Annotated in this window: 9 protein-coding genes; 4 read left to right on the top strand and 5 right to left on the bottom strand. The window is 41.7% G+C overall.

Annotation, left to right across the window (positions count from 1 at the left end; all coding sequences use genetic code 11):
- Nucleotides 1-43 precede the first annotated feature (43 nt).
- On the bottom strand, nucleotides 44-634 hold the full coding sequence (locus VE944_RS27645) for a Uma2 family endonuclease (RefSeq protein WP_324984855.1): 591 nt from the start codon (nucleotides 632-634) through the stop codon (nucleotides 44-46).
- 916 nt (nucleotides 635-1,550) lie between these two features.
- Between VE944_RS27645 and VE944_RS27640 the strand changes: the two genes are divergently transcribed.
- The 3 genes from VE944_RS27640 (at nucleotide 1,551) to VE944_RS27630 (ending at nucleotide 5,000) form a co-directional block, all read left to right on the top strand.
- The gene (locus VE944_RS27640) at nucleotides 1,551-2,603 is read left to right on the top strand and encodes a permease (protein WP_324984926.1); all 1,053 of its coding nucleotides are present in this window, start codon (nucleotides 1,551-1,553) and stop codon (nucleotides 2,601-2,603) included.
- A 78-nt stretch (nucleotides 2,604-2,681) separates the two neighbouring features.
- Complete coding sequence (locus VE944_RS27635; protein WP_324984852.1) at nucleotides 2,682-3,455, top strand: TIGR03943 family putative permease subunit; 774 nt, start codon at nucleotides 2,682-2,684, stop codon at nucleotides 3,453-3,455.
- A gap of 45 nt (nucleotides 3,456-3,500) precedes the next feature.
- On the top strand, nucleotides 3,501-5,000 hold the full coding sequence (locus VE944_RS27630; RefSeq protein WP_324984849.1) for an Ig-like domain-containing protein: 1,500 nt from the start codon (nucleotides 3,501-3,503) through the stop codon (nucleotides 4,998-5,000).
- Between the two features lie 66 nt (nucleotides 5,001-5,066).
- On the opposite strand, the gene VE944_RS27625 is transcribed toward VE944_RS27630, so the two are convergent.
- From VE944_RS27625 to VE944_RS27615, 3 genes are all read right to left on the bottom strand, one after another.
- Nucleotides 5,067-6,059 carry an RNA ligase (ATP) gene (locus tag VE944_RS27625; protein WP_324984845.1) on the bottom strand — a complete coding sequence of 331 codons (993 nt, stop codon included), beginning with the start codon at nucleotides 6,057-6,059 and terminating at the stop codon, nucleotides 5,067-5,069.
- A 339-nt stretch (nucleotides 6,060-6,398) separates the two neighbouring features.
- On the bottom strand, nucleotides 6,399-7,445 hold the full coding sequence (locus VE944_RS27620; RefSeq protein ID WP_324984842.1) for a threonine aldolase family protein: 1,047 nt from the start codon (nucleotides 7,443-7,445) through the stop codon (nucleotides 6,399-6,401).
- 156 nt (nucleotides 7,446-7,601) lie between these two features.
- Nucleotides 7,602-8,390, bottom strand: a complete 789-nt coding sequence (locus tag VE944_RS27615; RefSeq protein ID WP_324984839.1) for a cupin domain-containing protein — start codon at nucleotides 8,388-8,390, stop codon at nucleotides 7,602-7,604.
- Between the two features lie 1,124 nt (nucleotides 8,391-9,514).
- On the opposite strand from VE944_RS27615, the gene VE944_RS27610 reads away from it, so the two are divergent.
- A complete protein-coding gene (locus tag VE944_RS27610; protein WP_324984836.1) occupies nucleotides 9,515-11,059 on the top strand; it encodes a hypothetical protein in 1,545 nt (514 codons plus the stop codon).
- 56 nt (nucleotides 11,060-11,115) lie between these two features.
- On the opposite strand, the gene VE944_RS27605 is transcribed toward VE944_RS27610, so the two are convergent.
- Nucleotides 11,116-13,239 (bottom strand): NAD(P)/FAD-dependent oxidoreductase, encoded by a 2,124-nt coding sequence (locus tag VE944_RS27605; protein ID WP_324984833.1) that lies wholly within the window; start codon nucleotides 13,237-13,239, stop codon nucleotides 11,116-11,118.
- Nucleotides 13,240-13,389 lie beyond the last annotated feature (150 nt).

The raw sequence follows: 13,389 nt of genomic DNA, 5'->3' as shown, positions 1-13,389 counted from the left end.
TATTGTATGAGCCAGCATCTGGGGTGAATGGGAGGTTTTTTTCTTAATCATCATTATTTTCTGCAAAATTGACTTGCTCATAAAGGTCGCGCAATTCAATTTGAAAATCAACTGTTTGCAATGATAAAATTGCAGATTCATGTTCAAGTTCAGTAAATAACCATTGACTTTCCGCAGTTTTTACATACTGCATTATATGATATTGATATTGATCAATTAAAATATATTCCTTGAATTCTGAAATAGAGCGATAATAAAGAAACTTATCGCCTTGGTCATAATTTTTAGTCGATTTAGATAAAACTTCAGCAATTAACATTGGGTTCATAACCGTTGTTGTGCTGGTTCCCGTATAAATAGGCTGTCCCTCAATCACCATCACATCAGGATACGTATGCTGCCGATAACGGGGTATCCACAAACGCACATCACCAATATAAACATCATAAGTTTTGCGCCTTAAAGCAATTTTTAAGGATGCAGCTAAATTCAAAGCAATTTTATTATGATTTGTAGTGCCACCCGTCATCGGTACAATTTCTCCATTACGGTATTCGCTTTTATATTCTGCTTTTTCTTCAATTTCTAAATACTCTTCAGGTGTGTAATAGAATTTTTGTGTTTCTAACTGCATAAAAAGACAACCTATAATTGTGCGGTTATTGTGCTGCTAAAGCAGTAAGGATTAATTGTACTTCTGCTAAAACTGCTCTTCGAAAGATCAAGTTGCGACCTCGTGACGAATATACGGCACTTGTTGAACGTCGTCACAACAACAAACTCCATTTGAGCAAAACTTCGCAGGTCGAGCCAATGTTGAGGGAAGCCCCTAAATTTATAGGGTTTCCCCCCTGCTCCGTGCCCCTTTTCGTCTTCTTTGACTCGCTATCGCTCGCTTTTCACGTCATGTAGAAATTCTGGCGATCGCTAACGCCGAAAGATTTCCCCAATCATTTATTGTGTTTGCTAAACTTTAATATTGCATTTTTAGAGTTTTTATAGTAAAAAATCAACCAGAGCTTAGACTATATTTTGCCAGAACTAGCGAAATTCAATGATGGTAGCAACCAAGAGCGATGTCTACGATGGTCACTGAGCTTGTCGTACCACTTTGTGGAAGCAAGCTACGCGCAGCGTCTGTCTGCGACACGCTGCGCGAACGTAGAGAAGTGCGGGCTACGCCTACCCCAATTGTTGAATAAGTGTAAATCCTTGATGAAAATACAGCCGAGCTAATATCTTCTCCAGCAAATTACTGTAAGTATAAACATAGATAACTTCAAATCATCTATGCAGCTACTTGCCATCTAGATCGGAACAATTTCTGAACTTAGACAATCTTAGAAATGGTCATCGTCAGTAAATGCACTCAGGTAAATATCACTATCTTGGCTGAAGCAAAGGTTTATAGCGCTTAAACGCTACTTAAAACGTAGGATAACTTGCTACTTAAATAATGTTTAATTTTCCCGAACTGCTTTTGATCCCCATTTCGATAGAATGACTAGGCAGAACCCTAAAACTAAAAACCGCTTTTGACTGCGACGCCCATGAATCAACTGAACAATGGTTTTACTATATTTCTAAGTCTGCTAGTCGAGGCGATGCCTTTTTTGCTTCTTGGGGTTTTATTCTCCAGTTTGCTGCTGTTTTTTGTTGATGAGCGCAAATTAGTAGAAAAAATGCCCAAAAATCCGTTGCTGGGTGCTTTAGTTGGCAGCATGATCGGCTTTTTATTTCCGGTGTGTGAGTGCGGGAATGTACCGGTAGCCCGGCGGTTCCTAATTCAGGGAGTACCCACACCAGTCGCAATTGGTTTTTTGCTAGCAGCACCAACAATTAACCCAGTTGTAATTTGGTCAACTTGGACAGCATTTCGAGATCAGCCAGAAATAGTAGTATTACGAGTCGTATTTTCTCTTGCAATTGCCACAATTATCGGGTTTGTTTTCAGTTTTCAAAAGGACTTAAATCCTATAATCCAACCTGCGATCGCTCGGTATATGAAGTTTAATCCGCCCGCGCAGCCTGAAACTAAACGCCGTAGTAAACGTTACCAAGTAGAACAGGAAGCAACAGTTCCGAATCTGTTACAATCCGGGACTTATATTTTAGGAGGAAAAGCAAGTATACCTATGCGGATAGATGCGAATTTGGTACCGCCTACTTTAATCTCTACCTCCGATAAACCGCTTGCAGCTAAACTGCGCCTAGTTGTGGATAATAGCATCCAAGAATTGCGAGAATTAGGCGGAGTGATGATTTTAGGAAGTGCGATCGCTGCTGCTATTCAAGTGCTAGCTCCCCGTGAATTAATTCTCAGTTTGGGTGCTGGGCCCATTACTTCAATTGTGGTCATGCTGATATTAGCAGTAGTGGTGTCAATTTGTTCTACAGTCGATTCTTTCTTTGCACTATCTTTTGCCTCAACCTTTAGCAGTGGTTCGTTGTTGGCATTTCTGGTGTTTGGTCCAATGATTGACATCAAAAGTGTTGGTTTGATGTTATCTATTTTTAAGCCCAAAACGATTTTTTACTTATTTACTTTAGCAGCACAATTGACATTTATATTCACCCTGTTTCTGAATTTGCACGTCTTTTAAAAAAAATATTAGTGATTTGTCATTTGTCCTTTGTTAATGACTAATGATCAATGACTAACGACCAACGACTAATAATTAATGGCTAACAGAAATTCCAAATCTAAAATTCCTAATCTGTTATTCCCTTGGCTGGATGCTGTAGCAATTACAGCTTGGGGAATTTTGATGTTGAGATATTGGCTAACCAACAAGCTGAACTTGTTAATTCACCCAAATTACATTTGGTTGGTGGTCGTGACTGGTATCAGCTTCATCATTATGGGTTTATTTAAAATGCAGGAACTTTGGCAAAGGCGTCGCCGTGATGTTACGTCAAATAACCAGCATATTAGTTTATTTCCCCCTGGTTGGGGCAGTACTTTGTTATTAACTACAGCAATTCTAGGTTTTATCATTACACCGCAAGTTTTTGCTAGTGACAAAGCACTCCAAAGGGGTGTGACGGCTGATTTATTGGGAACCACACGCATCAAACCCCAAGCCTTTCGAGCTACTGTTCTTCCAGAGGAGCGATCGCTTGTAGACTGGGTACGCACTGTCAATGTCTATCCAGAACCAGATACATATACAGGGCAAAAAGTCAAGGTGGAGGGATTTGTTATCCACCCGCCAGATATCGGAAAAGAATATTTGTTCTTAGCGCGATTTGTCTTAACTTGCTGTGCAGCAGATGCTTACCCTGTAGGATTACCCGTCAAACTCCCAAACAATCAAGAAACTTATTCCCCTGATACCTGGTTGGAAGTAGAAGGACAAATGGTAACAGAAAATTTGGCAGGTAAACGCCAACTTACCATTGCCGCTACCTCTCTCAAAAAGATTCCTCAACCCCAAAATCCTTATAGTTATTAGTCATTTGTTGATGACCAATGACTAATGACCAATGACAAATGACAAATGACAAAATCTAAAGCATTTATTCAACCACTAGATCGGATAGCGATCGCACTAATGCTACTGCTAAGTGCGCTGATTGGGTTAATTATATTGCAAGGTGATGTGGTGACTGCTCGTGTCCGGGACTTTACCTGGCAAAATCAGCAAATTGGGGCAGAAGATAATTCTTTCACCCTCACCTTCAGCCGCCCAATGGAAGTAAAAAGCGTAGAGGATAACTTGAAAATCGAGCCACCCCTAGCAGGTAAGTTCAGTTGGGCTGGGCGGCGGATGGTTTATACACTGGTAACACCAGCACCTTATGGCACAAATTATAAAGTGCAGTTACAGGGAGCCAAAGATAAATTTGCCCAGCAGGAAGGCAAAAATCGGGTGATACAGCCCTTTGTTGGTAGCTTTCGTACACGCGATCGCGTCATCCTTTATATAGGAACCGATAAAGAAGAACAGGGACGATTAGTTCTTTACAACTTAACCCAAGAGCAAAAAAGGCTACTTACCCCTCAAGACCTGATAGTAATGGACTTTGAGTCCTTTCCTGATGGGGGAAAAATTTTATTTTCGGCTCGTGCGGCTAAGAACCAAGACTTACTTTCAGCTCAACTGTACACAGTGACAACAGGTGTTCCTGGTAAATCTGGACAAGAAGTAGAACCAGCAGGCAAAGTTGACTTAGTTTTAGATAGTAAAGATTATCAAAACCTGAAATTTGACTTATCACCTGATGGGCAAACTATTGTGATTCAACGCGGCAATAAAACTAATCCCGGTGACTTTGGGCTATGGTTTATGCCTGCAACCAGTAACGGTTCAGCAGAAAAGCCCATCGTTAAACGTCTGGAAAGCCAACCTGGGGGAGACTTTATGATCACACCAGATAGTCAAGCCGTAGCAGTTGCCCAAGGACAGGGAGCAGCTATCCTACCACTGCAAGGTGATGCCAGGAAACCCCTAGATTTTCTGCCGCAGTTTGGTTTGGTACAGGCTTTCTCTAAAGATGGCTCTCAAGCAGTAATGGTAAAGTTTAATACAGATTACACACGAGATTTGTTTTTAGTGACAAACCAAGGTGTGCAGAAACAACTATTAAAAACAACAGGCTCAATTGTCAGCTGCCAATTTGATATTGCCTCACCCACCCTCTACTGCTTGCTGACACAGCTAGTATCCAAAGAACAATACATCGAACAGCCTTATGTGGTGGCAATTGATCTGAAAACCGGGCAACAGAAACCACTGCTAGTACTGCCTCCCGATCAACGGAATGTGCAAATGAGTTTATCTGCTGACGGTTTGGGCTTGTTATTTGATCAAGTAGTACCACAGACAAACCCCCCAGCATCATTACCTACAAACACTTTGAAAACTGACGATGGAGATGTTATTGCTACTAGTAGTCTGTGGTTAATGCCTTTGTTGCCCATCGCTGATGCTGCGACTGTTGAAATTAGACCAGAACAACTCCCCTTAACCGGATTTCGACCCCGGTGGCTACCTTGAGAGAAGAATTTGTAAGTCGATTTCGGAAGTTCAGTTAAGGTGTCGCCACCAAAAGTCGAGTTGAACCTAATGAAGTTCAGTTCCATCCTTACGGAGCAGATAGCGATCGCTAATCAACTTCAAGACTACTCTACCTATTTCTGGATGCGTTTTCTCAATAGTCGGTTGCACAACAACGCCTTCCATGATGCAATTGGGACTGACTACACTATTTGCATTATTGAACTGAGATACTGCTTCCCAAGTGTAAGCACCGATATAAAGCACAGGCACTCTCGGCAAAGCAAATTCCTCGCAAAAAGCCACAAAATCGCTGTGATTAAGAAAATAACTGCCGCGACGCACAGCAAATATAGCAATTCCAATATTGCCATTATTCAAGCCATATTTGATATCTTGTACGCCGTAGATTTCCCCAAAAATCTGAGTTCTTGGCGGAAGTTTCTGCAAAGCTTCATTTTCGTTGTAAGCACGAATATAAACTAATTTTTTGTTGACTTCGCTGTTTTTCCAGAAGTAATTATGGCTGCCAATTTTAGTCTTGCCGTCAGCATCAATTAAGACAGTGAAGTTAGTTCCATGCAACTTCTCTGTTACAACAACTTCTTCACCTCCAATTAGTATATTTTTGTAACGTTTCAGGTTTTCTGGGCTGGGGAATTTGTAATGTCCAACAAAACTTTCTACTTCCCCACTCATCCCTTGAGGAATTGGATATTCGTACTTTGTTACGCCAAAATACTCCGTATAGTCGTCTCCGACATTTCCCATAAAATTATTACCAACAGGAATAAGCAAACCCTCAGAGAAAATTCCGCGAAGTTTGGCAGCATACAGTTTTTTCGAGTAGTAGTTACGAATACCAAACTCATCCAAAAACTTTTCTGGAATAACACTATCAATAGGAAAATAAAAAGCCAAATCTCCAGCGTGAAGCTTACCTTTGGCTATAATTACTTGATATCCCATATTTTCGATAGAGACAATATCTAATCTATCAGCATTGGGATGAGGATTAATGCTGTTGATTTTGACAACTTCAACTTTAAAAATACTCATAGTTCACCTCTTTTAAAAATCTAGACTTTAGCTCTCTTGTAGTGGCGTGGCAAGGATAAAATGGTGTAATAGCTATGCAACTATGAGCCTTTAGCTATTACACCATAAATCTAATCTACAAATTTAGTCTTGCTACGGTACTAGGGTGCGTTAGCCTTTGGGGGGGTCGGCTTCTCTGGGTTTAATAAGTAATCAAGCAGACATGAAATTACGAATTAGTAATTATTTGTTGATAATTTATTCCGGCTTCCCAAAAAATATAAATTGATAGTAATCCTAAACTCACAGTATAATCTGATAATTTTGGCAATGTGCGAGTACTCATCGATCTGCCTTAGCTTAGTGCCATGAGGATTTCGCAACTCTGGAAATAGCATCAACCGCAAAATCGATATCAGCCCGCGTAACATCTAAATGAGTAACTGCCCGAATAGAATGACCAACGGCTCCCATTTTCACACCACCCTGCTGTAACAGAGTGAGAAACATGGCTTTGTCGAGTCCTAATCTTGAAACATCAAAGAAAACAATGTTTGTCTCAGGTTTTGGATCTTGAACTGTAATTCCCTCGATTTCACTCAGTCTTTGAGCGAGATAAGTTGCGTTGTCGTGGTCTTCTTGTAGACGTTCAACATGATGGTCAAGTGCATAGAGACAACCTGCTGCGACAATGCCAGCTTGACGCATTGCGCCACCAAAAATGTGTTTATATCGACGTGCTTCAGCAATAAATTCCCGTGTACCTGCAAGAACAGCACCGATTGGTGCGCCTAGTCCTTTAGTAAAGTCAATCCAGACAGAATCAACACAGGCAGCAAAATCCTTTGCTGGAGTTTGAGATGCAACAACTGCATTTAAAAGTCGTGCCCCGTCCATGTGGGTAGCTAAACCTTTTTGACGGGAGAACTCGCAAACCTCACGTAGTTCATTGAGCCGCCAAACCGAACCCCCTCCAAAATTGTGGGTTTGCTCTACACACAACAAGCGGGGAATTGCAGAGTAAAGGTAAGGAGCAGTTGCGACTCTTTCAAGTGATTGAGCCAGAGCATTGACTGTAAAAATTCCCCGTTCGCTTGCAATCGGTTCCATCAGTACACCAGAAGTCATCGCTGCACCCCCCGATTCAGCTCGAATAATGTGTGCCATCTGTTCTACTAGCACTACATCAGCAGGGCGGGTATGGGTCTTGATTGCCACAAAGTTGCAAATGGTTCCACAGGCAAAGAAAAGAGCGGCTTCTTTGCCTAGTAAATCTGCAACCCGTTCTATTAGTTGGTTAACGGTCGGATCTTCTCCTTTTTGCTCATCTCCAACTTCAGCAGTGGCGATCGCCTGTCGCATCGCCTGTGTCGGCTTTGTTTCAGTATCGCTTGTTAGCAAAATCATCAGCACTCCTAGAACAGGTATATAGTGGTTTATAGTTGCATAAATCAGGGATGCTCATTTAATAAAAGTTGTGTTCCACTGATGTGAAAACTGCTATCAATAATACAAAATTGCCTTTACAATACTCAAATGAAAAGGCAAGCCTGATAAGCGTGGTTATTTTGTTCTAATCGCATCCAGAACTTTAGCTGACTTTTCTCCAACAAAAGTATTATTCAGCATCGTATGAGAATCATCAGTTGGGCCTACATCAGAATCTGGATGATAGATAATGATTCTTAAGGAATCATCAATCGCACTGAAGCTATGTAACTTGTTTTCTGGAAGACAGAAGACCGTTCCCGGCTCCATTTTGAATGTTCCTTCATCCACCTGACAAGTTCCACTACCCGCAGCGACAAGCCCAATCCGCAATGACGGATGGGTATGGGGAGTTTGTGATACACCTGGAGGAACGTGGAGGAAATTCAAGCAGGGTTCTCCACGTCTTAAAGGATTAATCAGAACCGTTGAAGAGCAGCCATCAATGTAATTCAATCGCCCTAATGGTTCAATAGGCCCCCCAATTGTGAAAAGTCCAGTGTAGTTGAGTCGCGTTGCAACTAACACTTGGGCTGTACCATCTAAAGAAAAGTTTCCCGGAACTGCGGCAAAGCAGTTTTTTCGCAATAAAAACTCTCCGTTAGTGCTGTTGAGGGTGACTTCGCCCTCTGAAACAAATAGAAAGTGCGTGTCTTTTTCACTCTCATTAACTTTGATAGAATTGATAACCCAAAAAGCACTCGATGGATGACCCGCCATTGTGTAGTCAAGTTTTGTCGCCTTTAGGAATCGCTGACAGTAAAACTTTTGGTAGTCCCCCATAGGAATGCTAAATAGTTCGGACTCAAGAGAAATATTTTGGGCTTGTTTTTGTAATAATGGCGTTTCGTTTACGTGCTGCATAATTTATATGTGTTATTTATGTTGTTTTATCTAGTGGAAAACTCGGTTATCCCAATTATTATTTAATAGATGAATTAAAAACTGTATCCGCAAAATTGCTTAATTATTTTACTTTTTTTGGTTATTTAATATACTATGTGCTTTATGTCTATAAGTAGTCAAGTATACTTTAAACAATTTTCTTGTAGTTATTAAATAAACTTGACACATTGAAAGCAAGTTGTTAGAGAAAGCTCTCGCTAACTAAGCTTGAAATTGCTTACTAGGACTATATTTACTCAGAAAAAACCCCGGATCAAGTTAAGGTTGTTCTTTAAAAAAGTTTTATTAATTTACTTAAAATAATTGTTACCTCTTTATCAAAGATTTATAAATATTTATCCGTAATTATCATGGTTGCCTAATATTTCAGGTCTAGCAGAAGCTCTTGGTTCTTTGCTGACATGAAATAGCGATCGCCCAAAATAACACAATAGTACTTAAGTACCTTACATCTTGACCATCATGTGAATGGTAAGCTTGCTCAACTAAAAGTCTTACTCTACCTAGTTCCCAGGCTCTGCCTACCGTAAAACCAGGAGGCTCTAATTTCTACAAAAGCATTACAAGGCTCTGTCTTGTAACTAGAGCTAACTCGCAGTTAGTTGCCTCTGTCAATGCGTAAGTCCTATAGAATGATTAGTTAACGGTAGATACTTGTACTGACATCTATCCTAAGTAATAAAAAACTCAGCATAAAAATGTATTATTCAATACATTTTGATTTTATATATTAAGGTGGATGCGATTATAGACAATAATTTATGTTGTGAGGCAGTTTTTTTATCTCGAAAAACTTCATCAGCCAATACAGTTTAGTTTTTAAGCATCAGGTTTCTCTTTTCTGCGCCCATCCCCGAAGGCAGCCCAAATTCCCCTACCGTCTCTTCTTGACGGCCAAGAGCATCATAGTGTTATAACGGCATCAGTCTAGATACAAAATAGGGAACACCAATTGATGATTAATTGCTGGCGCTTAGAGAGAGTTAAACTTAGCTTCTAGAGCAAACCCTGATTAGACACAGTTAATAAGCAATGCTAATGCCAGCACTGCTGAATATTTTTAAGCAGGTGAGTCAAGAGTGATGAATGAAGCTAACACCTCAAACAAGGGGGTTGTGATGGAATCCCTAAATTCTGCTAATTCGCCACAATCGGAGCAGGCGAGTTGTCCGTTTTACTCAGTTGTGCCTAATGACAATATGACAGTCAGCAAACTGCCACTCCTCATGCCAGCTGAAGATACACAATTTTCAAAAGATACCACCCAGGCAGACTGGGTTGCAGAGCCTGAAAGCGGCAAACAAGCACTTATTGACTCAGAATTTCAGAACCTGCTGGCATTGAACGAAGAATTGCGTGCAGCTAACAATAACTTGTATGAACAAGTGGAGCAGCTAAAAGATAACCTAGCTGAGTCAGAAAAGGTTTTGCAGTGGCAGAAAACACGTTCTAGCGTTAGTGAGTCGATGCTCAACCAACACGCTCAAGAACTGGCTGCGGCTCAAGAGCAAATAAAATCCCTATTTCAAAAATTAGAAACTGCTGTACAAACTGTTCAACGCCAGGAAATTCTCGCCGAAAGTTATAAAGCACAGCTACAAATTAGCCAACAACGCCTTGCCCAGCTAGAGCGAGAATGTACGTTGCTACACACCAACAGTAGCGAACAGTCTCAGCAGTTATTGCAATCAGAAACTGTTTGTCGGGAGTTACGTACTAGGCTGATGCGACAACAACGCCAAACGCTGCAATTTAAAGCAGCTTTGGAAAAATGTTTAGATACATCGGTTCCTAACTATGACTCGCTAGAAGATACTGCAAAACATCCCAAAGACATAACTAGTGGGCAAGGAAGATTTTCTAGAAAAGCTCGATCTTTGTTTCCTAACGTCCAGCCAATTCAACCTTGGTCAGCAGAACCAGAATCCCTGACTGATGATCTAGATAATTCTTGGGGCGAACCGTCAGCACCAATTCCATTCCAAAGAAATGAACCGACTCCGACGCCATCATCTTCTTGGAACTGGTCAGTTAAGCAAAATCCCTCAACACCAGCAGAATCAGGCCCTTCTCCAAAAATTGATGATCCCCCAGAGACACCGGAAGCTGTTTCAACTTCAGGGTCATCAAATTTAGATCAGCAATTAGATAGTCTCATTCAAATGTTTTTCACCTCCCAGCCTGCATCTGGATCACCACCACCTGCGGCGAAAACGAATGTGGATAGTAATGATGCACCTATCTGGGAGACTTTAACAACAATCTTAGAAGACGATGAGGAATTAGAAAATCCACAGGAGGAGCAGTTGGCAGCAGAAATTAATCCTCCTACAACTACCTCCACTTCTTGGACAATAGATTCTGTAGTCTCACCAGCCAATGAGTTACCAGTTTCTTCTACTTCACCTCATACTGAGACGCCGCCTGAAGGAACTGAAGATTACTGGTCAGAATCACAATTGACACATTTGGAATTGTCGGCAACTGATTTGTCTCCAGAGTCATTAGGTGATGACACCAATGATACAAGTTCACCTTCACCAGTAGTTTATCCTCAGCGTCCACCCAAGGGGCGTAAATCATTGGCATCTGTGGAATTACCAAATTTTCGCCCCAAGAGTCAATAGTTAGTTGTCATTAGTCATTTGTCCTTAGTCCTTTGTCTAATACTAATGACCAATGACTAATGACTAATTCTTACTTCTGACTTCGGAATTATGGCTTCTGGGTTGGCTTTTTCTACTTGAGAGCGCGATCGCGGTTTGCCTGTGGCGATCGCATAATTAATCGCCAATAACCACAGCCACAATCCCGGATTCCGGGGTTCTAGCCAAAAACCTACCCGGTTCAAGAAATCCCCGAACCACGGACTCAGCAAAGAGCTAATTAGGGCATGACGACCGAAGTTGAAATAACTACCAAGCCATCGCCCTAAATCTCTGGGGCCAGCAAGTTGCCAAATCCATAAAAGTAAAGCAGGATTTTTTCTAGCTGCTTTGAGTGCAAGGCGGTTAAAGGTTAACCAATCACACCTATCTTTGATGAAGTTATCTGCTACTTCCTGGGGTTCGTCTGCTAACAGTCCAAAGAAGGTGTTGAGCATGGAGTTAATCCGTTGGGGCGGTAAAAATTTCCCTGTGGGTACCATCATGCCTTTGGAAAATAGCCAAGTGACCGAAACGTTGCTTTGGTAAGCACGAATTTGGTTCAAGTGGCGGAAACTCAACAAGTCATGTTTGAGAGCAGTATCCAACAGAGTTGTTAAACGCTCTAAGTTGCGAACTAGCGAACCAAAACCGGTGAAGACGAGGGGAGACTGGAGTGATGCAGCATCACCGATCGCAATCAATCGATCAAAGGCAACTGTGCGATCGCTACTTCCCACACTAAAATGCCCCGGTATATATCCAAATGTCGGCTTCTTCCACACCAATTTGTCCATATCGCACCTGCGATACTCTGGCAAAATCGTGAAAAAGTCTTCGTACATCTCTAGCAAGGAACCGGGATTTTCAGTATTGACCTCATGGTAATGAAATAAATAAATCGTTAGTTCATCATCTGCCCCAGGAAACAGTTCCCAAATCAACTGTCTTCCCCGCGAGATATCCCCATGACTGTAAAGAACGTCTCCATATTGGGAATCCCATACTTCCGGCTCAAATCCGCTCTCAATTGCCGCTCCCACCGTTGGACATACACTATCAAAAGCACGACCACCATTTAATTGCCAAGCTATGGGCGATGCAGTTCCCATTGCATCTATTAACAGTCGTCCACTTACTTGCTTCTCAACCTGACTGGGTAAGTGCTTGACTTTCAAAAGTACTTGTGATATATCAATATCTGCACGGATAAACTCTGTTTCATCCCAGATTTCACCGCCTGCCGCTTGCAGTTTTTGCCCACACATTTGGAGCCATTTTTCGGAATCTAAGCCTAAATTTAGGACTGTGGGTGTGTGGAGGACGGGCGATCGCAGTTTGGCTGGATTATTAGCATCAAAAAACTTATTGAATCCGTCTTTGTATTCTCTGGCAATGATGGTCTCTAACTCAGCGGGGGTGACTAAACCCAGGTTAACTAAGCTTTGAATCTCATCGCGGGAAATATTCCATTCTCGGTTCATCCGCCCAAAGGGCATTCGTTCCACCAGCAGGACTTTATATCCGAGTTTTGCCATCAGTGCTGCATGAATCGCGCCTAGTGCGCCGCCGATGTAGATGATGTCGTAGTGGGGATTAGGTATTAGGGATTGGGTATTGGGATTACCTTTTCCCCAGTCCCCTCGACTAGAAAACACCACCTGACGAGGCTGCTGCGGATTCCGTACCCCTTCGCGCCATCGTTGTTCCCACCAGTAGGCACGCGTTAGATCATATTCACCGTTGGGCATTTTCTGAAAATACTTGACGGTGAGGGGGTAAGCAGAGCCTAGTGCTGCAAATATTGATTGCTTAGATAAATCAATTGCTGGCGGTTCTGGGTAATGATGCGGAAAACGGCTTCTGATTTCTTTGGTTAGGTGTTGCAAAATCTGCCCCTCTTTGGGAAAGGGTTGTTCTGCCCAACGAAACACTTTCAGATAAGTAGTTCGTTGCACCGACCAGACAAATATCGAAAGTTCCGCAGGCAAGTGTTCGGAAATAGTCCCGGTAGCAGTTGTAGTTGCAGTGGGGATTTTGAGGCGAAAGCCTTCCGAGGTAAGTACTTTTTCTCCATTTCCGGGTTCAAAATCTGTTTGTAGCCAGCTACGTACAGTTGCTATATCCGAAGTTGGAACTTCTAAATAAAGAATTTCTCTCATCGTTTCCTGACATCTCCGATCAATCTACTCACTAAGACAGATTTTATGAAGGCACAAAGAGAGGTATGCTCCGCCCTACTACTTTCATAAAGATTCAATGAAGAAATTTTAAGAATTTGTCAAATTTATTGTACATTTTGTATTTCTGTA

This window comes from Nostoc sp. (assembly GCF_035638895.1).
Taxonomy (GTDB): Bacteria; Cyanobacteriota; Cyanobacteriia; order Cyanobacteriales; family Nostocaceae; genus Nostoc.
The sequence above is the reverse complement of the archived record's forward strand: the minus strand, read 5'-3'. Positions and strand labels throughout refer to the sequence as shown.